The organism is Streptomyces sp. Tek67B01 (assembly GCF_055231995.1).
Genome location: NZ_JBUYUY010000001.1, coordinates 3,679,139 through 3,705,064 on the forward strand (window position 1 = coordinate 3,679,139; position 25,926 = coordinate 3,705,064).

Genomic DNA, 25,926 nt, shown 5'->3' on the forward strand with positions numbered 1-25,926 from the left:
TTGCATGCCTGCTGGCCCGGAGTACGGCCTGTGCTGTGCCAGAAAGGGCGCTTCGTGGCCGATTCCGGCAACCCCAACGAGAAGAACGAGTCCACCGCCGGCGGCGAGGCCGGTGAGTCCTCTTACACCGGCAGCAACATCCAGGTCCTCGAGGGTCTGGACGCGGTCCGCAAGCGGCCCGGCATGTACATCGGCTCGACCGGTGAGCGTGGCTTGCACCACCTCGTCTACGAGGTCGTCGACAACTCCGTCGACGAGGCCCTGGCCGGGCACGCGGACACCATCGACGTCACGATCCTCGCCGACGGCGGCGTGCGCGTGATCGACAACGGCCGTGGCATCCCCGTCGACATCGTGCCCTCCGAGGGCAAGCCGGCGCTGGAGGTCGTGCTGACGGTCCTGCACGCGGGCGGCAAGTTCGGCGGCGGCGGCTACGCCGTCTCCGGCGGTCTGCACGGCGTGGGCGTATCCGTCGTGAACGCGCTGTCGACGAAGGTCGCGGTCGAGGTCAAGCGGGACGGCTTCCGCTTCACCCAGGACTACAAGCTCGGCGCCCCGACGGCTCCCCTCGCCAAGAACGAGGAGACCGACGAGCACGGCACGTCGGTCACCTTCTGGGCCGACCCGGACATCTTCGAGACGACCGAGTACTCCTTCGAGACGCTGTCGCGGCGCTTCCAGGAGATGGCCTTCCTCAACAAGGGCCTGACCCTGACGCTGACCGACGAGCGCGAGTCCGCCAAGGCGACCATGGGCGCCGACAACCCGGACGCCGACGCGGTCGAGCCGCCGGCGCGCACGGTGAAGTACTACTACGAGGGCGGCATCGTCGACTTCGTGAAGTACCTCAACTCGCGCAAGGGCGAGCTGATCCACCCGACCGTCATCGACGTCGAGGCCGAGGACAAGGAGCGCATGCTCTCGGTCGAGATCGCGATGCAGTGGAACTCGCAGTACACCGAGGGCGTCTACTCCTTCGCGAACACCATCCACACGCACGAGGGCGGTACCCACGAAGAGGGTTTCCGCGCCGCGTTGACGGGTCTGGTCAACCGCTACGCCCGCGACAAGAAGCTGCTGCGCGAGAAGGACGACAACCTCGCCGGCGAGGACATCCGCGAAGGCCTGACGGCGATCATCTCGGTCAAGCTGGGCGAGCCCCAGTTCGAGGGCCAGACGAAGACCAAGCTGGGCAACACCGAGGCGAAGACCTTCGTGCAGAAGGTCGTGCACGAGCACCTCAACGACTGGTTCGACCGCAACCCGGTCGAGGCCGCGGACATCATCCGCAAGTCGATCCAGGCGGCCACCGCGCGCGTCGCGGCCCGCAAGGCCCGTGACCTCACCCGTCGCAAGGGCCTGCTGGAGAGCGCCTCGCTGCCGGGCAAGTTGTCCGACTGCCAGTCGAACGACCCGACGAAGTGCGAGATCTTCATCGTCGAGGGCGACTCGGCCGGCGGCTCCGCGAAGTCCGGCCGCAACCCGATGTACCAGGCCATCCTGCCGATCCGCGGCAAGATCCTGAACGTCGAGAAGGCCCGTATCGACAAGATCCTCCAGAACACCGAGGTCCAGGCGCTCATCAGTGCCTTCGGAACCGGTGTGCACGAGGACTTCGACATCGAGAAGCTCCGCTATCACAAGATCATCCTGATGGCGGACGCCGACGTCGACGGCCAGCACATCAACACCCTGCTGCTGACCTTCCTGTTCCGCTTCATGCGGCCGCTGGTCGAGGCCGGGCACGTCTACCTGTCGCGTCCCCCGCTGTACAAGATCAAGTGGGGTCGGGACGACTTCGAGTACGCGTACTCGGACCGCGAGCGCGACGCCCTGGTCGAGCACGGCAAGGCACAGGGCAAGCGGATCAGGGAAGACTCCATCCAGCGCTTCAAGGGTCTGGGCGAGATGAACGCCGAGGAACTGCGCGTCACGACCATGGACGTGGACCACCGCGTGCTCGGCCAGGTCACCCTGGACGACGCCGCGCAGGCCGACGACCTGTTCTCGGTGCTGATGGGTGAGGACGTCGAAGCCCGGCGCTCCTTCATCCAGCGCAACGCCAAGGACGTCCGCTTCCTCGACATCTGAGTCGGCTCAGCTGACTGCCTGAAAGGACTTCTGACCAGCAATGGCCGACGAAACCACCCCGACCGCCGAGAACACCGAAGAGGAAGGCCAGCAGCTGCGCATCGAGCCCGTCGGGCTCGAGACGGAGATGCAGCGCTCCTACCTCGACTACGCGATGTCCGTCATCGTCTCGCGCGCCCTGCCCGACGTACGGGACGGCCTCAAGCCCGTCCACCGGCGCGTGCTGTACGCGATGTACGACGGCGGCTACCGGCCCGAGAAGGGCTTCTACAAGTGCGCCCGCGTCGTCGGTGACGTCATGGGCACCTACCACCCGCACGGCGACTCCTCGATCTACGACGCCCTGGTCCGCCTGGCCCAGCCGTGGTCGATGCGGATGCCGCTGGTGGACTCCAACGGCAACTTCGGCTCGCCGGGCAACGACCCGGCGGCAGCCATGCGCTACACCGAGTGCAAGCTGATGCCGCAGGCCATGGAGATGCTCCGGGACATCGACGAGGAGACCGTCGACCTCACGGACAACTACGACGGCCGCAACCAGGAGCCGACGGTCCTGCCGGCGCGCTTCCCGAACCTGCTGGTCAACGGCAGCGCCGGTATCGCGGTCGGCATGGCCACCAACATCCCGCCGCACAACCTGCGCGAGGTCGCGGCCGGCGCGCAGTGGGCGCTGGAGCACCCGGAGGCCTCGCACGAGGAGCTCCAGGACGCGCTCATCGAGCGCATCAAGGGCCCCGACTTCCCGTCCGGCGCCCTCGTCGTCGGCCGCAAGGGCATCGAGGAGGCGTACCGGACCGGTCGCGGCTCCATCACCATGCGCGCGGTGGTCGAGGTCGAGGAGATCCAGAACCGCCAGTGCCTGGTGGTCACCGAACTCCCGTACCAGACCAACCCCGACAACCTCGCGCAGAAGATCGCGGACCTGGTCAAGGACGGCAAGATCGGCGGCATCGCCGACGTCCGCGACGAGACCTCCTCGCGGACCGGCCAGCGGCTGGTCATCGTCCTCAAGCGGGACGCGGTCGCCAAGGTCGTGCTGAACAACCTGTACAAGCACACCGACCTGCAGACGAACTTCGGCGCGAACATGCTGGCGCTGGTGGACGGGGTGCCGCGCACCCTGTCGATCGACGCGTTCATCCGCCACTGGGTGCAGCACCAGATCGAGGTCATCGTCCGGCGCACCCGCTTCCGCCTGCGCAAGGCGGAGGAGCGCGCCCACATCCTGCGCGGTCTGCTCAAGGCGCTGGACGCGATCGACGAGGTCATCGCGCTGATCCGGCGCAGCAACACGGTCGAGATCGCGCGCGAGGGCCTGATGGGCCTGCTGGAGATCGACGAGATCCAGGCGAACGCGATCCTGGAGATGCAGCTGCGCCGCCTCGCCGCGCTGGAGCGGCAGAAGATCGTCGCCGAGCACGACGAGCTCCAGGCCAAGATCAACGAGTACAACGGGATCCTCGCCTCCGAGGCGCGTCAGCGCACCATCGTCAGCGAGGAGCTGGCGGCCATCGTCGAGAAGTTCGGCGACGACCGGCGCTCCAAGCTGGTGCCCTTCGACGGTGACATGTCCATCGAGGACCTGATCGCCGAAGAGGACATCGTCGTCACCATCACCCACGGTGGTTACGTCAAGCGCACCAAGACCGAGGACTACCGCTCGCAGAAGCGCGGCGGCAAGGGCGTGCGCGGCACGAAGCTGAAGCAGGACGACCTGGTCGACCACTTCTTCGTGTCCACCACGCACCACTGGCTGCTGTTCTTCACCAACAAGGGCCGGGTCTACCGGTCCAAGGCGTACGAGCTCCCGGACGCCGGACGTGACGCGCGCGGTCAGCACGTCGCGAACCTGCTGGCCTTCCAGCCGGACGAGAAGATCGCCCAGATCCTGGCGATCCGCGACTACGAGGCGGCGCCGTACCTGATCCTGGCCACCAAGGGCGGCCTGGTGAAGAAGACGGCGCTCAAGGACTACGACTCCCCCCGTGCGGGTGGTGTCATCGCCATCAACCTCCGCGAGACGGGCGCCGACGGCTCCGACGGCAGCGCCGACGAGCTGATCGGTGCCGAGCTGGTCTCCGCCGAGGACGACCTGCTGCTCATCAGCAAGAAGGCGCAGTCGATCCGCTTCACCGCGACCGACGAGGCGCTGCGTCCGATGGGCCGTGCCACCTCCGGTGTGAAGGGCATGAGCTTCCGCGGAGGGGACGAACTGCTCTCCATGAGCGTGGTCCGACCCGGTACCTTCGTCTTCACCGCGACCGACGGCGGCTACGCCAAGCGGACGCCGGTGGACGAGTACCGCGTCCAGGGTCGTGGTGGTCTGGGCATCAAGGCGGCGAAGATCGTCGAGGACCGCGGTTCGCTCGTCGGCGCGCTGGTGGTCGACGAAACGGACGAGATTCTCGCAATCACCCTCAGCGGTGGTGTGATTCGTACGCGCGTCAATGAAGTCCGGGAGACCGGCCGTGACACCATGGGCGTCCAGCTGATCAACCTGGGCAAGCGGGACGCCGTGGTGGGTATCGCGCGAAACGCCGAGGCCGGTCAGGAGGCCGACGAGGTCGACGACGAGAACCCGTCGGAGACCGAGGAAGCCGAAGGACAGGCCGTTGAGGCCGCCGAGGGCACGCAGCCTTCGGCTGGGGAGCACGAGGAGTAAGTCGTGAGTGGAGCCACGGGCGCCGGACCGGCCAAGACTGGAGCGAACGGTGCCCGTGGCCCCGCCGCGGATTCTGATGGCGGGGGCGCCGCCGCGAAGGGCAGGGGGAGCACGGTGACGGACACCCGAGGGCCTAAGCCGAAGGCGAAGGCCGGCGCGGGCCAGGACGCGGGCGCGCAGCCGCACAAGCCGCCGCAGGCCTACGCGGCACCCGCGGGCCCGGGCGCGCAGCGTCAGGCGCGCACGGGGGTCCGTACGGCTCCCCGCACCCGCAAGGCGCGGCTTCGGGTGGCCAAGGCCGACCCGTGGTCCGTGATGAAGGTCAGCTTCCTGCTGTCGATCGCGCTCGGCATCTGCACGGTCGTGGCGGCCGTGGTGCTGTGGATGGTCATGGACGCGATGGGCGTGTTCTCGACGGTCGGCGGCACGATCAGCGAGGCGACCGGTTCCAACGAGAGCAACGGCTTCGACCTCCAGTCGTTCCTGTCGCTGCCCCGCGTGCTGATCTTCACGTCGGTGATCGCCGTGATCGACGTGGTGCTGGCGACGGCCCTCGCGACGCTCGGCGCGTTCATCTACAACGTCTCGGCCGGGTTCGTGGGTGGTGTCGAGCTCACGCTCGCCGAGGACGAGTGAGCCTGACTGACCTGCGGGGACGGCCTCGCGGAACGGATTTGGGACCTGCCGGGTCTGTGCGCTAACCTTCAGGAGTCAGCGCGCAGCGCGGATGGGGCTATAGCTCAGTTGGTTAGAGCGCATCCCTGATAAGGATGAGGCCACAGGTTCAAATCCTGTTAGCCCCACAGTGTCGAAGACCCCCGACCGATTCCGGTTGGGGGTCTTCGCGTTGTGCGGCCCGGGGGCCGCGGGCGCGCCGGTCGTAGGGTGTTGAGCATGGACAACGACCCTCAGCCGCAGTCCTTGCACTTCCACGGGGACTATCTCGACGCCGTCCGCACGGGGCGGAAGAAGACGACCGTGCGCCATCGGGACCCGATCGCCGAAGGGCCGGTCGACCTGGTCTTCGAGCTGGACGAGGAACTGGTGCTCCGGGGCGTCGTCACGCGGCTCGATTCGAAAAGGGTCCGGGAGCTGACCGAGGAGGACGCCGTCGCCGACGGGTTCCGTGATCTCGCGGAGCTGCACGACAGGCTGCGGTACCACTATCCCGCCCTGGCTCCCGCCGATGAGGTCACCGTCGTCCGTTTCCGCTTGGCGGCGGACGCTCGGTGAGGGCCTTGGGGAGCCTTCGGCGGGCCGGTTTCGTTGAGCCGGTCGAGTGGCGCCGGAGGGGCCCCCTCAGATAACCGATCGGTATCGGTCGGTGTGTATTGTGGGCCGTCAGAAGTCCCGAACGTCAACGAAAGACGAGGTCGCGCGGTGAAGAAGCTGCTCCTGGTCGCACTGGCCGCCATCGGCGGGCTCCTCGTGTACCGCCAGATCCAGGCGGACCGCGCCGAGCAGGACCTGTGGACGGAGGCAACCGACTCCGTGCCTTCTGGTTCCGGCGTGTGAGACCCACCGTTTCCCATAAGGCCCCGGCTGCCGCTGCTGCCGGGGCTTTGTGCTGTTCGGGTACGAAAAGTTGCGGTACGCAAAGTTCGGGCTTGCGGGAGTGAATCCGGGGTGTGGGTGGGCGTGAGGGGTCGGGTACGGACAACGGTGCTGGTCGGGACGGTGGCCGTGGGGCTTGCGGTCGGGGCGTCGGGGGCCGCTTTCGGGGCCGGACCCGCGCCGGGGCCGCTGCCGGAGTACCGCGTCGCCGACGGAGCCCGCCCGGTCCAGGGCAAGCCCTCCAGCGCGGACGCCCCGCTGCTGGAGCCCGGGACGGTCTACGAGGACACCGTCTCCCCCGGTGAACGGTTCTACCGGCTCGGCCTCGACGACACGTCCGACGTGTACGTCTCCGCCGTGGTCCGGCCCACCAAGGGCTCCAAGGTGGGCTACAGCGACGGCGTCGAGGTCGAGATCATGACGAAAGAGGGGCGGCGCTGCCCCGATCCGGGCCGGGCCGGCTTCGCTTACGACCCCGTCCCGATCGGCGCGGCGGCCGTCCGGCGGGTACGGGAGGACGCCGACTGCCAGGCGGGCGGCATCTACTACGCCAAGGTGACGCGGACCGCGGCCAAGGACTCCGCCCAGGGGCCTTGGCCGGTGGAGCTCCTGGTCCGGCGCGAGCCGGGCCTGGGCGGCGCCGTGCCCACGGTCGCGCCCAGCGTGTGGCCGTCCGCCTCGCCGACGCTCCCGGGTGCGGAACCCGTGGCCCGTACCGGCGGAACCGGCTTCAACGACGCGCGCGCCCTGGGCGGTGGGGTGTGGCGCGACGACCTGAGGCCCGGACAGACCCGTTACTACCGCGTCCCGTTGGACTGGGGACAGCAGTTGGGGATCGGCGCGGAGATCGCGGCCGCCGAGATGACCAAGCCGTACGGATCGGCCCCGGGCGGGCTCACCGTCTCGCTGTACAGCCCGTACAGGGGCCTGGTCGGCTCCCGGGACACCTCCTACGACGGCAGGCAGGCGGCCGTCACCCTGCCTAAGACGGCACCGGTGGCGTACGAGAACCGCTTCTCGAACGACGTCGCGGTACGGGGGACGGGGGTGGCCGGTTGGTACTACCTCGCCGTCACGCTGGGCGGGAAGGTCGCGGAGTTCACGCGGGACGCGACGCCGGTGCCGCTGACGCTGCGGATGGACGTCATCGGCGTCCCCCGCAAGGCGCCCGCGTACCGGGAGAGCCTGAGCGCGGCCGGCTTCGGGGTGGGCGCCGCCGACCGGACGGCCGCGAAGGAAGGGCTCACCGGTCCGGAGGCCGCCGCCGCGGAGGACGACCGCTCGGTGATGCGGGTGGTGGCCGGTGCGGGGTTCGGCGCCGGGGTGGTGCTGCTGCTCGGGCTCGGCGGCTGGTTCCTTCTGGCGCGGGCCAGGCGGGACTTTCGAAACACGCCCTAGTCTTCTGAGTCAGGAATTCTGTTCAGATAGCTGGCGAGGCGTTCGAGGATCTCATCTGCGGTCTTGGTCCAGACGTAGGGCTTCGGGTCACTGTTCCATGCGGCGATCCAGGCCCGGATGTCCTGCTCCAGGGCCTGGACGGTCTTGTGGACGCCTCGTCGTATCTGCTTGTTCGTCAGCTCGGCGAACCACCGCTCCACGAGGTTGAGCCAGGACGACCCGGTGGGTGTGAAGTGCAGGTGGAACCGGGGGTGGGCCACCAGCCAGGTCTTGATGGCCGGGGTCTTGTGGGTGGCGTAGTTGTCCAGCACCAGGTGGACGTCCAGGCCGGCCGGGACTTCTTTGTCGAGCTTGATGAGGAACTTCTTGAACTCCTCGGCGCGGTGGCGGCGGTGGAGTGAGCCGATCACCTTGCCGGTGGCGACCTCCAGGGCGGCGAAGAGGGTGGTGGTGCCGGCCCGGACGTAGTCGTGCGTGACCCTTTGCGGGACGCCGGGCATCATCGGCAGGACGGGCTGCGAGCGGTCCAGTGCCTGGATCTGGGACTTCTCGTCCACGCAGAAGACCAGGGCCCGTTCCGGCGGATCGAGGTAGAGGCCGACGACGTCGTGGACCTTGTCGACGAAGTACGGGTCGGTCGACAGCTTGAAGGTCTCAGAGCGGTGCGGCTGCAGGCCGAACGCCCGCCAGATCCGCGACACGGTCGACTGCGACAGGCCCGTTTCCTTCGCCATCGACCGCGTCGACCAGTGCGTCGCGTTCTTCGGTGTCGACTCCAGTGTCCTGGCGACCAGAGCGGCGACCTGCTCGTCCGTGACCGACCGCGGACCGCCGGATCGCGGCATGTCGCCCAGGCCGGCGATCCGGTGCTCGACGAAACGCGCCCGCCAGCGGCCCACCGCATGCGCGGTCGAGCCGAGCCGGGCCGCTACATCCTTGTTCGAAGCGCCTTCCGCGCAGGCCAGGATGATCCGGCAACGAAGTGCCCACGCCTGCGGCGTGGAACGGCGCCGCACCCACCCCTCGAGTGCGGCCCGCTCCTCATCCGACAACCTCAACTCGGCCTTCGGCCGCCCCATCCGCGCCATACCGCAAGCCTACACATCTGAACAGAATTCCTGACTCAGAAGACTAGAGCACGCCTTGGAGCCGGGTCAGCGCCCAGGTGCCCACGGCGAAGCAGAGCAGGGCGGCGGTGAGGACGGCGACCGTGACCCGGCGCGAGGGCGGGGCGATCGCGCGGCGCGCCGGGGACGGCCGCGGGGGCGCGCTCGGCGGGGCGAGGTGGAAACTCCCGGTCTCCGACGAGCCGTAGCCCACCGGCGGTCCGAACGGGGAGTGCGGCGGGGGCGTGGGCGGAGCTGCTCGGGGGACGAAGGCGACCGCGAGTGGCGGGACCTGGGGCACCACCGGGGCCTGGCGGACTCCGGGCTCGGCGGCGACGCCGGGGCCGGCGGCGACGCCGGGGCCGTGGGTGACTTCGGGACCGGCGGTGGCTCCAGGGCCGTGGGTGACTTCGGGCCCGTGGGTGACTTCGGGCCCGCCAGGGCCGAAACCGGCGGGGAGCGGACCGAGTTGGTCGAACACTTCGACGGGTTCTTCGTCCGGCGGGGTCGGCGGCAGCAGCTCGACGGCCTCGGCAAGGGCCTTGCGGGCCCCTGTGGCGGTCCGGAACCGCTTCTCCGGGTTCGGGTGCAGGAGGCTCGCGATCACGTCCCACAGGGGCGCGGGAACGCCCTCGGGTGCGTCGGGTGTTCCCCGGGTCAGGAAGTGCTCCACCAGCTTCTGGGCGTCGGGCTTGCTCCCTCGCAGCAAGTACAGCGCCACGAGGCCCACGGCGAAGAGATCCGCCGGGAAGTCCGGCTCGGCGCCCAGCATTTGCTCGGGGGCGAAGTATCCCGGCGTACCGACGACGACATGGGTGTCGGTGAGCCGTGGCTCACCCTTGCGCATCGAGATCCCGAAGTCGGACAGTCGCAGGTGGGGCCGCCCCGTCCCCGTCGCCTCCATCAGGATGTTGGCCGGTTTGATGTCGCGGTGGACGACGCCCTCCGCGTGCACCGCCGCCAGCCCCGCGAGGAGCTGATCGAGCAGGGTGCACACGAAGCGCGGCGGCAGCGGTCCGTAGTCCGCGATCACATGGGCGAGGGAACCGCCGTGGACGAGGTCCATGGTGAACAGCACCTTGTCGTCGTCCGCCGCCCAGCTGGCCGGGGCGAGGACGTGCGGGTGATCGATCCGCAGGGCCTGCTCGCGCACGAAACGCAGCAGGGTGTGGGCGTCGCCCTGGAGGAGGACCTTCGCGGCGACGTACCGGCGACGGCGTTGGTCCCAGGCCCGCCAGACGGCGCCGGCGCCGCCCCGTCCGATCGGGTCGATCAGCTCGTACCGGCCGGCGAAGACCTCACCCATCGCTCTGCCCGTCCCCCCGTCGTCGCTCGTGCGGTCAGTTCTGGTGTGCCTCGTAGTGGGCGACCGCGTCGGAGGTGCGGCCGGCTCCGTAGACCCGCAGGAACTCGGAGAGTTCCGGATGGCTGGCGGCGAGCGTGTCCGCCGCGTCGATGATGTCGCCCGCGGCGGAGACCGAACGCAGCAGGGACTGGATCTCGCGGACGATCCGCTTCACCGTGGGTGCGCCCGAACCGGTGCTCGTCTGCCCGCTGTTGCTGAGGACGGAGCCGCCCTGCGTCCGCTTGATCTCGTCCATGCGGTCGGTGGCCTCGGCCGCGCTGACGCTGCCGTCGGCGACTTGGCCGGCGAGATCCTGGAGCGCCTGGACGCGCTGGACCACGGCGGGGTTCCCGATCTTGGCGCGCTGGCCGCTCATCAGCTGGGAGAGCATCGGGGCCGACAGTCCGAGGACGGCAGCGAGGCGGGCCTGATTCAGCCCGAGGTCGTCTATGAGCCGGCGAAAGAGCGCTCCCAGGGGCTCGCCGTACCAACTGCGCTGGAGCTCCCTGGCTCTGGCGGTGGCCTCTTGCTGTACTGCGTCCACGCTGACAACTCCCCTTCGCTGGTGCGAACCTCGCGAGCATCTTACGGAGAGTGGTCGCGGGGCGGGAGTCCCTATCATTTTGCGGGATGAGGGGGTACACCCGGTACTCTGTTCTGCGGAACGACCACTCCTGCACCGGGGGAGGGGCGTATCCGTTTTCGGGGCCTTAGCTCAGTTGGTAGAGCGCTGCCTTTGCAAGGCAGATGTCAGGAGTTCGAATCTCCTAGGCTCCACTCCTGAAAGACCCCCTTGACCAGCGGAAACGCTGCTCAAGGGGGTCTTTTTCGCTTGTGGCGCGGGCCGGCCGGAGCGAGCGCGCCGCCGACCGGGCGGCTGTTTCACGTGAAACATCGCCCACACCGGGAGCGGACTCCGGCCCGGGTCGCGTCGGCGATGGCGCCGCGTCGCCCGGACGGATCAGTCACGGAGCCGGGGCGTGGATGGTGGTCGAGAGTGGGGTGAGGCACTGTGAGCAGGGGGGCGAAACCACGCCGGAGGCGCACACACCATGGGAATCTTCGACTTCCTGAAGTCCGACAAGAAGAGGCAGGAAGAGGCCGCCGAGAAGGCGAAGGAGCAGGTCGAACAGCAGGGCCCGGTCAGGCCGACGGGGCCCAACGACATGGGCGGGAAGTACACCGACGCCGCCTCGGGCCCCAGGGCGGCGGCCGAGCGGATGGCTGCCGCGGCTCCTCCCAAGCCTGCGCCCGGGCACGTACAGCACAAGACGCCCACGCCGGGCTCGGCCGCCCACAAGGCGGTGCCGACAGCGCCCAAGCCGCCGTCGGAGGCGCAGCGCACGTACATCGTCGCGGCAGGTGACTCGCTTTCGGCCATCGCCCGCCGCGAGCTGGGCAACGAGGGGCGCTGGCGCGAGCTCTACGCCATGAACAAGTCCGTCGTCGGCCCGAACCCGGACATGCTCCGGCCGGGCATGGTGCTCATGCTCCCGAACTGACCCCGGACACGGTGAAGGGCCCGGATCGATTTGATCCGGGCCCTTCACCGTGCCTTGCGCGCTGTCCGTCAGGCCTGCGGCTCGCCGTTCGAGCCGGCCTCATCCTCCTTGGCCGCCAGTTCGCCGTCGAAGCTCGCCGGTTCGGCGGCTCGTCCCGGTTCCGTGGCCGCCGGAGGCTCCACGAGCCAGTCCGGGTTGGACTGCTGGTCCCACCACTTCCACGCGGCATAGGCGGCGCCCGCGACGAGGCCGGCCACCGCGATGCCCTTGAGCAGCCGGCCCGCGCGTGCCCGCCGTTCGTGCCTGCGCAGCAGCCGCTGCACCTCCTTGGCCGTCACCTGGCCGCGCAGCGCCGCGAGTGCCGCCGCGGAGCGCGACGCGGCTTCCTCCGCCATGGGTTGGGCGGCCGCGAGCGCGCTCTCGAGTCGAGGCTGCGTGTAGTCGGCGGCTTGGCGCGCCACCCGGCGCGTCTGGTGCACGGCGGTGGTGGCGGCACGGTCGACCGGCGGAGGCACTTGCGCCCACGCGGCCTTGATCCGCGGCTGCAGGTGGCTGTCGTAGGTCGTACGGGCCTGTCGGGCGGCCTCTCCGGCCGCGTACGAGACCTTCGGCGCCAGCCGCTCGTTCGCCTCGTGCGCGTAGTGCACAGCCGCGTCCTTGGCGGTTCCTGCGTACGGCGCCACCACTTCCGCTGCGTGCCGCATGCTCTCCCTGGCGTTCTCGGCTGCCAGGCGCACGCTGTCCTTGCGGGTCACGGGATCCTCCTCCTCGGTGGCGGACACAGTTCACCTTTCCACCCTTTGTCGGATCATGCCTGTACCGACGCCAACGGGCATGTGTGACAGGGCATACGGGTGGAGGGTTTTCCGTGTGGCGGGCCCCATCGTGGGAGGATCGGGAACCGACAGCGAGCACTAGGGAAGGCAGATCCCGTTGGCCGAGAAGCTCTACGCCACCTTGAAGACGAATCACGGCGACATCGAGATCGAGCTGTTGGAGAACTTCGCTCCGAAGACCGTACGGAACTTCGTGGAGCTGGCCACCGGCGAACGCGAGTGGACCCGGCCGACGGACGGTCAGAAGACCACGGACCCGCTGTACGACGGCACGGTGTTCCACCGCGTCATCAGCGGTTTCATGATCCAGGGCGGCGACCCGCTCGGCAACGGCACCGGCGGGCCCGGCTACCAGTTCGCCGACGAGTTCCACCCGGACCTGGCCTTCACCAAGCCGTACCTGGTCGCCATGGCCAACGCCGGCCCGGGCACCAACGGCTCCCAGTTCTTCATCACCGTCGCGCCCACCGCCTGGCTGACCCGCAAGCACACCATTTTCGGTGAGGTCACCGACAAGGCCAGCCAGAAGATCGTGGACGAGATCGCCGCCCTGCCGACCAACCCGCGTACCGAGCGGCCGCAGGACGACGTGATCATCGCGACGGTGGTCGTCGAGAAGCGCTGACCCGGCGCGGCGCCGCGCCGGGAACCTTTCCGCCCCGCCCGTCCGTCCTCGATACATACCGTGACCGGACCGGTGGGGCGGCGCCCGCGCGCCCGTCCCGCCGTAGACCGAGGGGACCGATGGACACCGACCGTCTGCCGGGCTGTTACCGCCACCCGGAGCGCGACACGGGGATTCGCTGCGTCCGCTGCGAGCGCCCGATCTGCCCGGAGTGCATGATCAGCGCCTCGGTCGGCTTCCAGTGCCCCGAGTGCGTCCGCGAGGGTTCCGGCACGGGCCGGCGCGCCGCCAACACGCCGCGGACCCTGGCGGGGGGCACGGTCGCCGCCGATCCGCACCTGGTCACCAAGATCCTGATCGGCATCAACGTCGCGGTGTTCCTCGCCGCGCAGGCGGTGCCCGGCCTGCCCGTACGGCTGGAGCTGCTCGGCCGCTACGTGGAGTACTACGGAGCACCCTTGGAGGGGGTGTCCACCGGCGAGTACCACCGGCTGCTGACCTCTGTGTTCCTGCACACCGAGTGGTGGCACCTGATCGGCAACATGATCGGCCTGTGGGTGCTCGGCGGCCCGCTGGAGGCGGCGCTGGGCCGGGTCCGCTACCTGGCCGTGTACCTGCTGTCCGGCTTGGGCGGCAGCGCCCTCGTCTATCTGCTGACCGCGCCGAACACCGCGACCCTCGGTGCGTCGGGCGCCGTCTTCGGCCTCCTCGGCGCCACGGCCGTCCTCGCCCGCCGGATGCGGTACGAGATGCGCCCGGTGATCATCATGGTCGCCCTGATGCTGGCGCTGACCTTCGTGCGGATCGGCGGTATGAGCGTGTCCTGGCAGGCGCACGTGGGCGGCCTGGTCACCGGCGCGCTGGTCACGCTGGGTCTGCTCGTACCCGCCGCGGGCAGGAAACGGGTCCTCTTCCAGTGGGGGAGCTGCGCGGCGGTGTTCCTGCTGGCAGTGCTGCTGATCGCCATCAGGACGGCCGGTCTGACGGCGCTCGGCTGAGCGCCGCCTGGCCCGCACCCCGTCTGCGGCGGCACTCACCTGATCACACCGGCGTCAACTCTCCACAGAGTTATCCACAGATCTTCTGCCTTTTCCTCAGGTGTGGATGACGCTGTGGATAACTCATGGGGAGAGCTTCCTTCGGCGGGGCAAGTGCGCTATGCCCGCCCGGCTACTTCCACTGCGTCGAGACGCCGAAGCCCGCCGCGATGAACCCGAAACCGACCACGATGTTCCAGTTGCCCAGTGACTCGATGGGCAACTGGGTGTCGGTCACATAGAAGACGACGATCCAGGCGAGGCCGACGAGGAAGAACGCCAGCATGACCGGGGCGACCCAGCTGCGGTTCGTCAACCTGATCGCCTGCGGCTGCCGCGTCGGCGGCGGCGTGTAGTCGTCCTTCTTGCGGATACGTGACTTCGGCACGAGGGGCTCTCCTGTCGATGCGCTGGGGACCTTGCCTGCCCCGGGCGTCCGTTAGCGTAGTGGACCTGTGGCGTTGAAGGAGAAGGGTACGTTGAGCGATTCCGACGACTCCTCCGCGGGTCCCCGCCGCCGGCTGCGACCGGTGCGGCTGCTGACCGCCGCCGTTTTCGCCCTCGCCGGCCTCATTTTCGTCACCAGCTTCAACACGTCCAAGGGTACGAACATCCGCACGGACGCGTCGCTCCTCAAGCTCTCCGACCTGATCCAGGAACGCAGCCAGAAGAACGGCGAGCTGGAGAGGACCACCGCGGCCGTACGCGCCCAGGTGGACGCCCTCGCCGAGCGTGACGACGGCAGCACCAAGGCCGAGGACGCCAAGCTGGCCGCCCTGCGCACCGCCTCCGGCACCGAGGAGATCTCCGGCAAGGGGCTGACCGTCACTCTCAACGACGCTCCCCCGAACGCCACCCCCCGCATCCCCAATGTGCCCGACCCCCAGCCCAACGACCTGGTCATCCACCAGCAGGATCTCCAGGCCGTGGTGAACGCGCTGTGGCAGGGCGGCGCCACCGGCATCCAGATCATGGACCAGCGCCTGATCTCCACCAGCGCTGTGCGCTGCGTCGGCAACACGCTGATCCTCCAGGGCCGGGTCTACTCGCCCCCGTACAAGGTCTCCGCGGTCGGCGACCCGGGCGCGTTGCACAAGGCTCTGGCGGCCTCGCCCGCCCTGCAGAACTACCAGATGTACGTCACCGCGTACGGCCTCGGTTGGAAAGTGGACGACCACAAGGCGCTGACACTGCCCGGCTACTCCGGCACAGTGGACCTCCACTATGCGAAGCCGGTGGAAACCGCCACGTCCACGCCGACGCCCTGACGCCGTACCGCGCCTGCTGGTACGGACGTTCAGCGAGGTGTGTCTGACGGTCGGCGCGCTGATCGTGCTGTTCGTGGCGTACCTGCTGCTGTGGACGGGGGTCCGGGCCGATCGGGACATGGAGGACCAGGTGGCCCGGCTGCGCCAGAGCTGGTCGGCCCCCGAGCGGCCCGCCGGGCAACCGGCCCCCGCCGTCCCCACCCCGACCGCCACATCCGCCACATCCGCCGCACCCGCCGCCCCGCCGCCACCGTCGGTCGACGGGCGGGCCTTCGCCGAGATGTACGTACCCCGCTTCGGCGCGGACTGGAACAAACCCGTACTGGAGGGCACCGGCCCGGACACCCTGAAGAAGGGCCTCGGCCACTACCCGGGCACGGCCCGCCCCGGGGAGAGCGGCAACTTCTCGGTGGCCGGGCACCGGCGGACCTACGGGGACCCCTTCAAGGACGTGCCGGAGCTGCGCCCCGGGGACGCCGTGATCGTCAAGGACGCCGCGACCTGGTACACGTACACCGTCCGGGCCGCGCCGTTGCGCGTCCTGCCCACCGAGACGGGGGTGCTCGACCCGGTGCCGCGGAGTTCCCCCTTCACCGCCCCCGGCCGGTACCTCACGCTGACCACCTGCGAACCGGAATGGGGCCACAGCCACCGCTTGGTGGTGTGGGCGGAACTCACGGGGACCCGCCCGTCCGCACAGGGTCCGCCGGAGGGATTGCCGAGGTGACCCCCTTGGCGGGGCCGCTGGCTTTAGTCTGTTGCGGTACCGCTCCCGCGGTGCGTGGGAGGAACGTGGAACGAGAGGGAAGCGGGCACGATGTACGGCTGGATCTGGCGGCACCTGCCCGGCAACGCACGGGTACGCGCGCTGATCTCGCTCGCACTGGTCCTCGCGGTGGTGTTCGTGCTGTTCCAGTACGTCTTCCCGTGGGCCGAGCCGCTCCTTCCGTTCAACGACGTGACGGTGGACGAGGGATCGGGAGCTGCTCAGTGAGCGCGCGCATTCTGGTTGTCGACAACTACGACAGCTTTGTCTTCAATCTGGTCCAGTACCTCTACCAGCTCGGCGCCGAGTGCGAGGTGCTGCGCAACGACGAGGTGGAGCTCGCGCACGCCCAGGACGGCTTCGACGGCGTGCTGCTGTCGCCCGGCCCGGGAACCCCGGAGGAGGCGGGCGTCTGCGTCGACATGGTGCGGCACTGCGCCGGGACTGGCGTTCCGGTCTTCGGCGTCTGCCTCGGCATGCAATCGATGGCCGTCGCCTACGGAGGGGTCGTCGGCCGGGCGCCGGAGCTGCTGCACGGCAAGACCTCGCCGGTGGTGCACGAGGGGCTCGGCGTGTTCGCGGGGCTGCCCTCGCCGTTCACCGCGACGCGCTACCACTCGCTCGCGGCCGAGCCGCAGACCCTCCCCGACGCGCTGGAGGTCACCGCGCGCACCGGGGACGGGATCATCATGGGCCTGCGGCACCGCGAGCACGACGTCGAGGGCGTGCAGTTCCATCCCGAGTCCGTGCTGACGGAGTGGGGCCACCGGATGCTCGCGAACTGGCTCGTGCGCTGCGGTGACGCCGGGGCCGTCGAGCGGTCGGTGGGGCTGGCCCCGGTGGTGGGCAAGGCCGTCGCGTGACGACCGTCGCGCCGTCCGCCCCCACGGGGGGCCGGGCCGCGCGGCGCAAGGCGGCACAGGAGGCCGCGAAGCGTACGCACGCGCGGGAGCGCAAGCGGGGCGGTGGACGCCGCCGCGGGCGCCCGCGCTCGGGCGGCCCGCTGGTGGTGCTGAGCCGGGCCCTCGGGGAACTGTTCATCACCGTCGGGGTGGTGATGCTGCTGTTCGTCACCTACCAGCTCTGGTACACCAACGTGCTGGCCGAGCGGACGGCGCACGGGGCCGCTGGCTCGCTCCGGCAGAACTGGGAACACGCCCCCGGCGGGTCGGCCGCACCGCCGCCGGCGGCCTTCGAGCCCGGCCAGGGCTTCGCCATCCTGCACATCCCCAAACTGGATGTGAAGGTGCCGGTGGCGGAGGGCGTCAGCAAGACGCAGGTGCTCGACAAGGGGATGGTCGGGCACTACGGCGAGGGACCGCTGAAAACGGCCATGCCGGCCGACGCGCAGGGAAACTTCGCGTTGGCCGGTCACCGCAACACCCACGGCGAACCGTTCCGCTTCATCAACCGGCTGGTGCCGGGTGACCCGATCGTGGTGGAGACCCGGGACGCGTACTACACCTACGAGATGACCTCCGCGCTGCCGCAGACCTCACCGGCCAACGTGTCGGTGATCAAGCCGGTTCCCGAGGGCTCGGGGTTCACCGGACCCGGCCGGTACATCACCCTGACGACCTGCACGCCGGAGTTCACCAGCACCTACCGGTTGATCGTATGGGGCAGGATGACCGGGGAACGCCCCCGCGGCCAGGGTCCCCCGCCCGCGCTGAACAGCCCGTAAGCCGACCGTACGTACGCCACAGAGGACGAATCCGCAGTGTCACGTGCCCGCCGCCACCGTTCCGCACCGCCGCCCGGCGGCCGCAGTGTCCTCGCGGGAGTCCTGAGCCTGCTCGGCGAGCTCCTGATCACCCTGGGCCTGGTGCTGGGCCTGTTCGTGGCCTACTCGCTGTGGTGGACGAACGTCCTGGCAGACCGGCAGGCGTCGGCGCGCGCCGACGAGGTCCGGCGCCAGTGGAAGCAGCAGCCGCCGCCGGGCGGGGCGCCGCGGCAGGCTGCGCCCGGAGCACTGGACACCCGGGGCGGGATCGGGTTCCTGCACGTGCCGGCGATGGACAACGGCGAGGTGCTGGTCAAGCCGGGCACGTCGCCGGAGGTCCTCAACGACGGGGTCGCCGGGTACTACACGGAGCCGGTGAAGGCGGCGCTGCCGTGGGAGGAGAAGGGCAATTTCACGCTGGCGGCGCACCGCGACGGACACGGCGCGAAGTTCCACGACATCGACAAGGTGCAGAAAGGCGACGCGATCGTCTTCGAGACGCGCGACACCTGGTACGTGTACAAGGTCTTCGCGGAGCTGCGCCAGACCTCCAAGTACGACGTGGACGTGATCAACCCGGTCCCGAAGGAGTCGGGCAGGACGGCTCCGGGGCGCTACATCACGCTGACGACCTGCACCCCCGTGTACACCTCGAAGTACCGGTACGTGGTGTGGGGCGAGTTGGTGCGCACGGAGAAGGTGGACGCCCGGCGCACCCCGCCCGCGGAACTGCGCTGACGGGAACGGCCCGGCCCTCCCCGCCCAGGGGGAGGGCCGGGCCGTTCCCGTCGGGCCGGGGTCAGCGGCGGTTGCCTCCGGTGAGGCCGCCGAAGAACCCGCCGTCCTGACCCTTGGCCGTGCGGACGTTGATCACCGTTCCGGAGGGCAGGGGCGTGCCGACCGGCGGGTTCGAGTCCAGCACCACCGCGTTGTCGTCCGTCGGACCGGCGAGGACCGAGCCGAAGGCCAGGCCGCTCGCCTGGAGGGTCAGCTTGGCCTGGGCCACGGTCTGACCGGTCAGCGGCGGTACGACGGTCGGCTGTGGCGCCGCGGCCTTGGCGATGCTGACGTTGACAGTCGTGCCCTTGGCCAGCTCCATCCCCGGCGCGTACTGCTGCTGCACGATCGTCTTGGGTGCCGGAGTGGTTCCCGCCGGAGGGTCGACCTCGGTGACGCTGCCGAGCTTGAGCTTGGCGTCGGAGAGCAGCTTGGCCGCCGCGTCCTGCGTCTTGCCGGTGAGGTCCGGGACCGTGCCCTTCGCGATCTCCTTCGAGACGGTCAGGGTGACGACCGAACCCTTCTCCGCCTTGACGTCGGCCTTGGGGTCCTGATCCAGGACGATGCCGGGCGACTGATCGGACTCGACCAGCTTCTTCTCCACCTGGAAGCCCTTGCCCTGCAAGATGGACTCGGCCTGATCCGACTTCGCCCGCAGCACGTCGGGGACCGCCACCGGGGGCGCACCCGAGGAGATCTTGACCTTGATCGTGGAGTTCTTGTCGACCTTGCTGTCGGGCGCCGGGGTCTGCTGGCAGACCCGGTCCTTGGGCTGGTCGGCACATTCCATCGTGCCGTCCTGCACCACCGTGAGGCTGACGTTCTTGCCGCGTTCCTGGGCGGAGGCCAGGGTCTCGCCGATCAGCCTCGGGACGGAGGGCCGGTTGTCCGCACCGCCGCTGAACACGGTGCGGCCGATGAGGATGGCACCGACCAGGACGAGGACGGCGGCGACGGCCAGCAGGACCGTCGAGGCGCGGCTCTTCTTTTGCGGCCGGCGGCCGTGGCCGCCCTGGTCGTAGCCGCCGTGGCCCTGGTCGCCGTACCCGTAGCCGCCGTCACCGGGGGTCGGGGGCATCATCGAGGTCTGGCCGGCGTCGGCGCTGCGCAGGGCGGTGGTGGGCTGGTCGTAGCCCTGGTGACCGTACCCGTTGCCCTGGTCGCCGTAGCCGTATCCGGCGGCGCCCATGGCGGCGGTCGCGGCGACGGGCTGCCCGTCGAGGCAGGCCTCGATGTCGGCGCGCATCTCGTCGGCGGACTGGTAGCGGTAGTCGGGGTCCTTGACCAGTGCCTTGAGGACGATGGCGTCCATCACCGGCGTGATCTCGGGGTCGAAGTTCGACGGGGGCTGCGGTTCCTCGCGCACGTGCTGGTAGGCGACGGCCACCGGGGAGTCGCCGACGAACGGCGGCCGTACGCAGAGGAGCTCGTAGAGCAGGCAGCCGGCGGAGTAGAGGTCGGAGCGCGCGTCGACCTGTTCGCCCTTGGCCTGCTCGGGGGAGAGGTACTGGGCGGTGCCGATGACCGCGGCGGTCTGCGTCATGGTCATGCCGGAGTCGCCCATGGCGCGGGCGATGCCGAAGTCCATGACCTTGACCTGGCCGGTGCGGGTGAGCATCACGTTTGCGGGCTTGATGTCACGGTGCACGATGCCGGCTCGGTGCGAGTACTCGAGGGCCTGGAGGATGCCGATGGTCATTTCCAGGGTGCGCTCGGGCAGCAGCTTGCGGCCGGAGTGCAGCAGCTCGCGCAGGGTGGACCCGTCGACGTACTCCATCACGATGTACGGGATGGAGATGTTGTCTACGTAGTCCTCGCCGGTGTCGTAGACGGCGACGATCGCCGGGTGGTTGAGCGACGCGGCCGACTGGGCCTCGCGGCGGAACCGGGCCTGGAAGGACGGGTCGCGGGCGAGGTCGGCGCGCAGGGTCTTGACGGCGACGGTACGGCCGAGCCGGGTGTCGTGACCGAGGTACACCTCGGCCATGCCACCACGGCCGAGCACGTGGCTCAGCTCGTACCGGCCGCCGAGGCGACGCGGCTCTTCCATAACTTGCAGCCCTCTCCGTCAGTCCCGACCGCACCTGTGTGTGGTCCGGCGGTGTGCTGTTCGCGCAAAGGCTACCGGCCGATCGGAGGTGATCGTCTCGTGACCACAGGCTGATACGAGACCGGTACCGAGTGCTCGGATACTGTCTTCGCTTTTATCCCTTGGTCTTGAGGACGGCTTCCATGACCGCCTTGGCCACGGGTGCCGCCAGACCGCCTCCGGTGATGTCCTCACGGTCGGCGGCGCTGTCCTCGATGACGACCGCGACCGCCACGGGAGAGGAACCGTTGGGGAGCTTGGCGTAGGAGATGAACCAGGCGTAGGGGCGCTTGGCGTTCTTCTCGCCGTGCTGGGCGGTACCCGTCTTGCCGCCGACGGTCACGCCCTCGATCTTGGCCGGGGTGCCGGTGCCCTTCTCGACGACGTTGACCATCATCTGCTGGACCTTCTGCGCGGTCGCGGCGGAGACGGGCCGGCTCATCTCCTGCGGTTCGTGCTTCTCGATCACGTCCAGGTTGGGCGCGGTCAGCTGGTCGACCATGTAGGGCTTCATCAGCTTGCCGTCGTTGGCGATGGCCGCGGTGACCATGGCCATCTGGAGCGGGGTCGCCGCCGTGTTGAACTGGCCGATGGAGCTCTGCGCGTTGCCGTCCCGGCCCATGGTCTTGTCGTAGACGCTGGCGAAGGCGCGGACCGGGGTGTCGATGGTGCTGTTGAACCCGAACTTCTGGGCCATGTCGACCATCTTGTCGCGGCCGACCTTGTCGCCCATGTTCGCGAAGACCGAGTTGCAGGAGACCCGCAGCGCGTTGTTCAGGCTCGACTTCTCGCAGCCGCTGGCGTGGTTGACCATCGGGGTCTTCGTGCCGGGCAGGATGTACGGCTCGGGGGTGTCCGTGGGGGCGTCGATGTCCGTGACGACGCCGTTCTCCAGCGCGGCGGAGGCCGTGACGACCTTGAAGGTGGAGCCCGGCGGGTAGGTCTCGCGCAGGGCGCGGTTGACGAGGTTCTTGTCCTCGCTGTTGTTGAGGTCGCGCCAGGCCTTGCCGTCGTCCTTGGAGAAGCCGGCGAAGCTGGACGGGTCGTAGGACGGCGTGCTGACCAGGGCGAGGATGGCGCCGGTGCTCGGGTCGAGCGCCGCCACGGCGCCCTTCTTGGTGCCGAGCTGCTGGTAGGCGGCCTTCTGGGCGGCGGCGTTCAGGGTGGTGACGACGTTGCCGCCCTGCTTCTTCTCGCCGGTGAACATGCCGATGGTGCGGTCGAAGAAGAGCCGGTCGTCGTTGCCGGTGAGGATGCCGTCGTCGATGTTCTCCAGCTGCGTCGAGCCGAAGGCCTGCGAGGCGTAGCCGGTCACGGGCGCCCACAGGGGGCCGTCGATGTAGGTCCGCTTGTACTTGAAGTCGCTGCCGTCGGTGACCTTGGAGCCGGTGACGGGCTGGCCCTGGACGATGATGTTGCCGCGCTCGGTGGCGTACTGGGCGATCTGGACCCGGCGGTTTTCCTTGCGGGTGCTGAGTTCCTCGGCCTGGACGTACTGCAGCCAGTTCGTACGGATCAGCAGCGCGAGGACGAGCAGCCCGCAGAACAGCGAGATGCGGCGCAGGGGCTTGTTCATGACGGGCGGACCACCTGGGTCATCTCGGAGTCGGGGGACGGGGCGGGAGCCGGGGCCGGCCGGCGTGCGGTGTCGCTGATCCGGATCAGGATGGCGATGAGCACCCAGTTCGCGAGGACGGAGGAACCGCCGGACGCGAGGAAGGGCATGGTCATGCCGGTGAGCGGGATGAGGCCCATGACTCCGCCGGCGACGACGAAGATCTGCAAGGCGAAGGCGCCGGAGAGCCCGATGGCGAAGAGCTTGCCGAACGGGTCGCGGGCGGCGAGGGCGGTGCGGACGCCGCGCTCGATGATCAGACCGTAGAGCAGGAGGAAGGCCATGACGCCGGAGAGGCCGAGCTCCTCGCCGACGGTGGAGAAGATGAAGTCGGAGTTGGCCGCGAAGCCGATCAGGTCCGAGTTGCCCTGTCCCCAACCGGTGCCGAGGACCCCGCCCGAACCGAAGCTCATGATCGACTGGCCGACCTGCTCGCAGGCGCCGGACTTGCTGTAGCAGGCGAACGGGTCGAGCCAGGCGGTGACGCGGACCTTGACGTGGCTGGCGGTGGTGCCGACGACGACGGCGCCGCCGACCGACATGAGCAGACCGATCACGATCCAGCTGGTGCGCTCCGTGGCCACGTACAGCATGATCACGAACATGCCGAAGAAGAGCAGCGAGGTGCCCAGGTCGTTCTCGAAGACGAGGACGAGCAGGCTCATCGCCCAGATCATCAGGATCGGGCCGAGGTCACGGCCGCGCGGCAGGTAGAGGCCCATGAAGCGGCGGCTGGCCAGCGCCAGGGCGTCACGCTTCACCATCAGGTAGCCGGCGAAGAAGATCGCGATCACGATCTTCGCGAACTCGCCCGGCTGGATGGAGAAGCCGCCGACGCTGATCCAGATCTTGGCGCCGAAGACGTCGGCGCCCAGGCCCGGGATGACGGGCAGGATCAGCAGGACCAGCGAGGCGGCCATGGAGATGTAGGTGAACCGCTGGAGCACGCGGTGGTCCTTCAGGACCAGCAGCACGACCGCGAAGAGGGCGAGGGCGAGCGCCGTGTACATCATCTGCCGCGGGGCGGACTCGGTGAAGGTGCCGAACTGGCGCTTGGCGAGGTTCTGTAGCCGCTCGGACTGGTCGAGCCGGTAGATGATCACGAGCCCGAGCCCGTTGAGCAGCGTGGCGATCGGCAGCAGCAACGGGTCGGCGTACTTGGCGTAGCGGCGTACGACGAGGTGCGCGAGACCGGCGAGCACGCCGAGACCGAGCCCGTAGGCGATCATGCCCGGGGGCAGCTTGCCGTGTATCGACAGGCCTACGTTGGCGTACGCGAAGATCGGGATGACCACGGCGAAGCCGAGCAGCAGGAGCTCGGTGTTCCGCCGGCTCGGCAGCTCGATCGCGCCGATGGTGGTCGTGTTGGTGACAACGCTCATGGTGTGGCAGGCCCCCTGTGCCCGCGTGTGGCTACGGCTTTTCGCACTGGGCGGCCAGCTGCTGCTCCGCGGGAGTCAGGCTGGGGCCGGGTGTCGGGCTGTTCTGCGCCTCGGCGGCGCGACGGGCTTCGTCCTTCTTGCAGGCGGACACCTGGGCGCCGAGCTCGTCGATCTTCTTGCGGGCCCCGTCGAGGCTGCCTTCGCCGATCGTGGCCTCGACCTGCTTGCGCTTGAAGGACGGCAGGTACTTCAGTTCGATGTCGGGGTGGTCCGTCTCCACCTGCGAGAGGTGGATCCAGGCGAGGTTCTGGCTGATGCCGCGGTACAGGGCGACGTGCTCGTCCTTGACGCCGACGTAGAACTGGGTCTGGGTCCAGCGGTGCCCGGCGTACACGCCGCCGCCGATCACACCGGCGACGAGGAGCAGCAGCAGGGTCCGGGTGGTCCACTTGCGCCCTTTGCCGCGACGCCTGCTGGGCTTGTCGTACGTGGCCTCGTAGCCGGACTCGGTGTCGTACGCGCCGGCGTCGGCGTCGCCGAAGCTGCCGTAGCCGCCCCCGCCGTGGCCCTGGTCGGGGTATCCGTAACCGGGGTGGTCGCCGCTGCCGGGGGGCCCGAAGGCGCCCGCGGGCGGGGCGGCCGGGCGGCCGAGCCCGGAGGCGCGGCCGGCCGGGGTCTGCATGGCATTGCCGTCGAAGAGCTGGTGCTGGTTCTCGGCGACCGCGCCGACGACGACCGGGGTGTCGTTCAGCTGGGCGGCGAGGGTGTCGCCGCTGTCGGTGTCGAGGACATCGGCCACGATGCAGGTGATGTTGTCGGGGCCGCCACCGCGCAAGGCGAGTTGGATCAGCGACTGCACGGTCTCGTGCGGACCGTGGTAGTCGGCGAGGGTCTCCTCCAGGGTCTGGTGGGAGACCACGCCGGAGAGCCCGTCGGAGCAGATGAGGTAGCGGTCACCGGGTCGGACCTCGCGGATGGAGAGGTCCGGTTCGACGATGTCGCCGCTGCCGAGGGCCCGCATGAGCAGCGAGCGCTGCGGGTGGGTGGTGGCTTCCTCTTCGGTGATGCGGCCCTCGTCGACGAGGCGCTGCACCCAGGTGTGGTCCTGGGTGATCTGGGTGAGGACGCCGTCGCGCAGCAGATAGGCGCGGGAGTCGCCGACGTGGACCAGGCCGAGGCGCTGGCCGGTCCACAGGAGGGCGGTCAAGGTCGTGCCCATGCCCTCGAGCTGGGGGTCCTCCTCGACCATGGCGCGCAACTGGTCGTTGGCGCGCTGTACGGCGACGCTGAGGGCGGTGAGGATGTCGGAGCCCGGGACGTCGTCGTCGAGCTGCACGAGGGTGGAGATCACCTCGGAGCTGGCGACTTCGCCGGCGGCCTGGCCGCCCATGCCGTCGGCGATCGCGAGCAGGCGGGGGCCGGCGTAACCGGAGTCCTCGTTGCCCTCGCGGATCATGCCCTTGTGCGATCCGGCGGCGAACCGCAGGGACAGACTCATGCGCACCTGCCCTGTCGACGCTGCCTCCGGGTACAACCGGTCTCGAGCCACACTGCCCACCCTCCGGTCGGGAGCGCGCTCGGGTCCGTGTCCCCGATGGGACGGACCGACGCGGCTCGCTCGCTCCGCTCGCTCATTCTCGTACTACTTCCGCAGCTCGATGACGGTCTTGCCGATGCGGATCGGGGCGCCCGGCGGGATGGGCGTCGGGGTGGTCAGCCGGGTCCGGTCGAGATAGGTGCCGTTGGTGGACCCGAGATCCTCGACGATCCACTGGCCGTCGGTGTCGGGGTAGATCCTGGCATGACGACTGGACGCGTAGTCGTCGTCCAGCACGATCGTCGAGTCGTGGGCGCGGCCCAGGGTGATCGTCTGCCCCGAGAGGGCGACCGTGGTTCCCGTGAGGGTGCCCTCGGACACGACGAGTTTGGTGGGCGCCCCTCGGCGCTGCCGCTGCTGCGGGGGCGCACTGGGGCGCCCCGTCTGCTGCGGCGCACCGCCTGCGCCGCCGCCTCGGCGGGAGCCGCGTTGCGTGACTCTCGTTCCGAAGAGGTCGCTGCGGATGACCTGAACGGCCACGATGACGAACAGCCACAAAACGGCCAGGAAACCCAACCGCATGACCGTCAGGGTCAGCTCTGACATTGCCCCC

The 25,926-nt window shown here is 69.4% G+C and carries 24 protein-coding genes, 2 tRNA genes and 1 pseudogene; 17 read left to right on the forward strand and 10 right to left on the reverse strand.

The window, feature by feature from the left end; genetic code table 11:
- Positions 1-30 precede the first annotated feature (30 nt).
- From gyrB to ACV7NM_RS16580, 7 genes are all read left to right on the forward strand, one after another.
- Positions 31-2,091 carry a DNA topoisomerase (ATP-hydrolyzing) subunit B gene (gyrB, locus tag ACV7NM_RS16550; protein ID WP_463410989.1) on the forward strand — a complete coding sequence of 687 codons (2,061 nt, stop codon included), beginning with the start codon at positions 31-33 and terminating at the stop codon, positions 2,089-2,091.
- A 40-nt stretch (positions 2,092-2,131) separates the two neighbouring features.
- Positions 2,132-4,753, forward strand: a complete 2,622-nt coding sequence (gene gyrA / locus ACV7NM_RS16555) for a DNA gyrase subunit A (protein ID WP_463410990.1) — start codon at positions 2,132-2,134, stop codon at positions 4,751-4,753.
- Positions 4,754-4,756: 3 nt separating this feature from the next.
- The gene (locus ACV7NM_RS16560; protein ID WP_463410991.1) at positions 4,757-5,389 is read left to right on the forward strand and encodes a DUF3566 domain-containing protein; all 633 of its coding nucleotides are present in this window, start codon (positions 4,757-4,759) and stop codon (positions 5,387-5,389) included.
- Between the two features lie 93 nt (positions 5,390-5,482).
- Positions 5,483-5,556 (forward strand) — tRNA-Ile (locus ACV7NM_RS16565).
- Between the two features lie 91 nt (positions 5,557-5,647).
- Positions 5,648-5,986 (forward strand): ASCH domain-containing protein, encoded by a 339-nt coding sequence (locus ACV7NM_RS16570; RefSeq protein ID WP_463410992.1) that lies wholly within the window; start codon positions 5,648-5,650, stop codon positions 5,984-5,986.
- Between the two features lie 147 nt (positions 5,987-6,133).
- Positions 6,134-6,268: a DLW-39 family protein gene (locus tag ACV7NM_RS16575; protein ID WP_208809277.1), complete on the forward strand. Its 135-nt coding sequence runs from the start codon at positions 6,134-6,136 to the stop codon at positions 6,266-6,268.
- A 168-nt stretch (positions 6,269-6,436) separates the two neighbouring features.
- Positions 6,437-7,705 (forward strand): hypothetical protein, encoded by a 1,269-nt coding sequence (locus ACV7NM_RS16580; protein WP_463410993.1) that lies wholly within the window; start codon positions 6,437-6,439, stop codon positions 7,703-7,705.
- On the opposite strand, the gene ACV7NM_RS16585 is transcribed toward ACV7NM_RS16580, so the two are convergent.
- From ACV7NM_RS16585 to ACV7NM_RS16595, 3 genes are read right to left on the reverse strand one after another with little or no spacing between them, the layout of a single operon-like run.
- Entirely contained in the window at positions 7,702-8,784 is a 1,083-nt protein-coding gene (locus ACV7NM_RS16585) for an IS630 family transposase (RefSeq protein WP_463413961.1), read from the reverse strand. The two genes, ACV7NM_RS16580 and ACV7NM_RS16585, sit on opposite strands and share 4 nt — an antisense overlap.
- Positions 8,785-8,836: 52 nt before the next feature.
- Positions 8,837-10,117, reverse strand: coding sequence for a serine/threonine-protein kinase (locus tag ACV7NM_RS16590; RefSeq protein WP_463410994.1), 1,281 nt, complete (start codon positions 10,115-10,117; stop codon positions 8,837-8,839).
- 34 nt (positions 10,118-10,151) lie between these two features.
- Positions 10,152-10,700 carry a helix-turn-helix domain-containing protein gene (locus ACV7NM_RS16595; protein WP_463410995.1) on the reverse strand — a complete coding sequence of 183 codons (549 nt, stop codon included), beginning with the start codon at positions 10,698-10,700 and terminating at the stop codon, positions 10,152-10,154.
- A 160-nt stretch (positions 10,701-10,860) separates the two neighbouring features.
- On the opposite strand from ACV7NM_RS16595, the gene ACV7NM_RS16600 reads away from it, so the two are divergent.
- Together ACV7NM_RS16600 and ACV7NM_RS16605 are read left to right on the forward strand one after the other, a co-directional pair.
- Positions 10,861-10,933 (forward strand) — tRNA-Ala (locus ACV7NM_RS16600).
- Between the two features lie 275 nt (positions 10,934-11,208).
- A complete protein-coding gene (locus tag ACV7NM_RS16605; protein ID WP_463410996.1) occupies positions 11,209-11,658 on the forward strand; it encodes a LysM peptidoglycan-binding domain-containing protein in 450 nt (149 codons plus the stop codon).
- A 68-nt stretch (positions 11,659-11,726) separates the two neighbouring features.
- On the opposite strand, the gene ACV7NM_RS16610 is transcribed toward ACV7NM_RS16605, so the two are convergent.
- The gene (locus tag ACV7NM_RS16610; protein WP_463410997.1) at positions 11,727-12,413 is read right to left on the reverse strand and encodes a DUF5324 family protein; all 687 of its coding nucleotides are present in this window, start codon (positions 12,411-12,413) and stop codon (positions 11,727-11,729) included.
- Between the two features lie 178 nt (positions 12,414-12,591).
- Here ACV7NM_RS16610 and ACV7NM_RS16615 point away from each other — a divergent pair, with 178 nt between their 5' ends.
- Entirely contained in the window at positions 12,592-13,119 is a 528-nt protein-coding gene (locus ACV7NM_RS16615; protein ID WP_463410998.1) for a peptidylprolyl isomerase, read from the forward strand.
- A 119-nt stretch (positions 13,120-13,238) separates the two neighbouring features.
- Positions 13,239-14,117, forward strand: a complete 879-nt coding sequence (locus ACV7NM_RS16620) for a rhomboid family intramembrane serine protease (protein ID WP_463410999.1) — start codon at positions 13,239-13,241, stop codon at positions 14,115-14,117.
- 172 nt (positions 14,118-14,289) lie between these two features.
- Here ACV7NM_RS16620 and crgA read toward each other — a convergent pair whose 3' ends face one another.
- Positions 14,290-14,544, reverse strand: coding sequence for a cell division protein CrgA (gene crgA, locus ACV7NM_RS16625; protein WP_463411000.1), 255 nt, complete (start codon positions 14,542-14,544; stop codon positions 14,290-14,292).
- A gap of 91 nt (positions 14,545-14,635) precedes the next feature.
- Between crgA and ACV7NM_RS16630 the strand changes: the two genes are divergently transcribed.
- The 6 genes and pseudogenes from ACV7NM_RS16630 (at position 14,636) to ACV7NM_RS16655 (ending at position 18,651) form a co-directional block, all read left to right on the forward strand.
- Positions 14,636-15,424: a DUF881 domain-containing protein gene (locus tag ACV7NM_RS16630; RefSeq protein ID WP_463411001.1), complete on the forward strand. Its 789-nt coding sequence runs from the start codon at positions 14,636-14,638 to the stop codon at positions 15,422-15,424.
- A complete protein-coding gene (locus ACV7NM_RS16635) occupies positions 15,381-16,151 on the forward strand; it encodes a class E sortase (protein WP_463411002.1) in 771 nt (256 codons plus the stop codon). The genes ACV7NM_RS16630 and ACV7NM_RS16635 overlap by 44 nt, the downstream gene beginning before the upstream one ends.
- 90 nt (positions 16,152-16,241) lie before the next feature.
- Positions 16,242-16,418, forward strand: a complete 177-nt coding sequence (locus ACV7NM_RS16640; RefSeq protein WP_463411003.1) for a hypothetical protein — start codon at positions 16,242-16,244, stop codon at positions 16,416-16,418.
- A complete protein-coding gene (locus ACV7NM_RS16645) occupies positions 16,415-17,053 on the forward strand; it encodes an aminodeoxychorismate/anthranilate synthase component II (protein ID WP_463411004.1) in 639 nt (212 codons plus the stop codon). Before ACV7NM_RS16640 ends, ACV7NM_RS16645 begins: the two co-directional genes overlap by 4 nt.
- A 143-nt stretch (positions 17,054-17,196) precedes the next feature.
- Positions 17,197-17,874, forward strand: a pseudogene (locus ACV7NM_RS16650) (class E sortase); the annotation flags it as partial.
- A 36-nt stretch (positions 17,875-17,910) separates the two neighbouring features.
- Positions 17,911-18,651, forward strand: a complete 741-nt coding sequence (locus ACV7NM_RS16655; protein ID WP_463411005.1) for a class E sortase — start codon at positions 17,911-17,913, stop codon at positions 18,649-18,651.
- Positions 18,652-18,712: 61 nt separating this feature from the next.
- Here ACV7NM_RS16655 and pknB read toward each other — a convergent pair whose 3' ends face one another.
- The 5 genes from pknB to ACV7NM_RS16680 form a co-directional block, all read right to left on the reverse strand.
- Positions 18,713-20,740, reverse strand: a complete 2,028-nt coding sequence (pknB, locus tag ACV7NM_RS16660) for a Stk1 family PASTA domain-containing Ser/Thr kinase (protein ID WP_463411006.1) — start codon at positions 20,738-20,740, stop codon at positions 18,713-18,715.
- 154 nt (positions 20,741-20,894) lie between these two features.
- Positions 20,895-22,355, reverse strand: a complete 1,461-nt coding sequence (locus ACV7NM_RS16665; RefSeq protein ID WP_463411007.1) for a peptidoglycan D,D-transpeptidase FtsI family protein — start codon at positions 22,353-22,355, stop codon at positions 20,895-20,897.
- Positions 22,352-23,776, reverse strand: a complete 1,425-nt coding sequence (locus ACV7NM_RS16670) for an FtsW/RodA/SpoVE family cell cycle protein (RefSeq protein WP_463411008.1) — start codon at positions 23,774-23,776, stop codon at positions 22,352-22,354. The genes ACV7NM_RS16665 and ACV7NM_RS16670 overlap by 4 nt, the downstream gene beginning before the upstream one ends.
- 31 nt (positions 23,777-23,807) lie before the next feature.
- Positions 23,808-25,274, reverse strand: coding sequence for a PP2C family protein-serine/threonine phosphatase (locus ACV7NM_RS16675; RefSeq protein ID WP_463411009.1), 1,467 nt, complete (start codon positions 25,272-25,274; stop codon positions 23,808-23,810).
- Positions 25,275-25,418: 144 nt separating this feature from the next.
- On the reverse strand, positions 25,419-25,919 hold the full coding sequence (locus tag ACV7NM_RS16680) for an FHA domain-containing protein FhaB/FipA (RefSeq protein WP_329196616.1): 501 nt from the start codon (positions 25,917-25,919) through the stop codon (positions 25,419-25,421).
- Positions 25,920-25,926: the final 7 nt, after the last annotated feature.

What these genes read in the sequence shown, in the direction of transcription:
- ACV7NM_RS16675 (WP_463411009.1), bottom strand. Translation starts at nt 25,274, where the DNA reads ATGAGTCTGTCCCTGCGGTTCGCCGCCGGATCGCACAAGGGCATGATC.
- ACV7NM_RS16635 (WP_463411002.1), top strand. Translation starts at nt 15,381, where the DNA reads ATGCGAAGCCGGTGGAAACCGCCACGTCCACGCCGACGCCCTGACGCC.
- ACV7NM_RS16640 (WP_463411003.1), top strand. Translation starts at nt 16,242, where the DNA reads ATGTACGGCTGGATCTGGCGGCACCTGCCCGGCAACGCACGGGTACGC.
- gyrA (WP_463410990.1), top strand. Translation starts at nt 2,132, where the DNA reads ATGGCCGACGAAACCACCCCGACCGCCGAGAACACCGAAGAGGAAGGC.
- ACV7NM_RS16670 (WP_463411008.1), bottom strand. Translation starts at nt 23,776, where the DNA reads ATGAGCGTTGTCACCAACACGACCACCATCGGCGCGATCGAGCTGCCG.
- ACV7NM_RS16570 (WP_463410992.1), top strand. Translation starts at nt 5,648, where the DNA reads ATGGACAACGACCCTCAGCCGCAGTCCTTGCACTTCCACGGGGACTAT.
- pknB (WP_463411006.1), bottom strand. Translation starts at nt 20,740, where the DNA reads ATGGAAGAGCCGCGTCGCCTCGGCGGCCGGTACGAGCTGAGCCACGTG.
- ACV7NM_RS16605 (WP_463410996.1), top strand. Translation starts at nt 11,209, where the DNA reads ATGGGAATCTTCGACTTCCTGAAGTCCGACAAGAAGAGGCAGGAAGAG.
- ACV7NM_RS16665 (WP_463411007.1), bottom strand. Translation starts at nt 22,355, where the DNA reads ATGAACAAGCCCCTGCGCCGCATCTCGCTGTTCTGCGGGCTGCTCGTC.
- ACV7NM_RS16680 (WP_329196616.1), bottom strand. Translation starts at nt 25,919, where the DNA reads ATGTCAGAGCTGACCCTGACGGTCATGCGGTTGGGTTTCCTGGCCGTT.
- ACV7NM_RS16590 (WP_463410994.1), bottom strand. Translation starts at nt 10,117, where the DNA reads ATGGGTGAGGTCTTCGCCGGCCGGTACGAGCTGATCGACCCGATCGGA.
- ACV7NM_RS16585 (WP_463413961.1), bottom strand. Translation starts at nt 8,784, where the DNA reads ATGGGGCGGCCGAAGGCCGAGTTGAGGTTGTCGGATGAGGAGCGGGCC.
- ACV7NM_RS16620 (WP_463410999.1), top strand. Translation starts at nt 13,239, where the DNA reads ATGGACACCGACCGTCTGCCGGGCTGTTACCGCCACCCGGAGCGCGAC.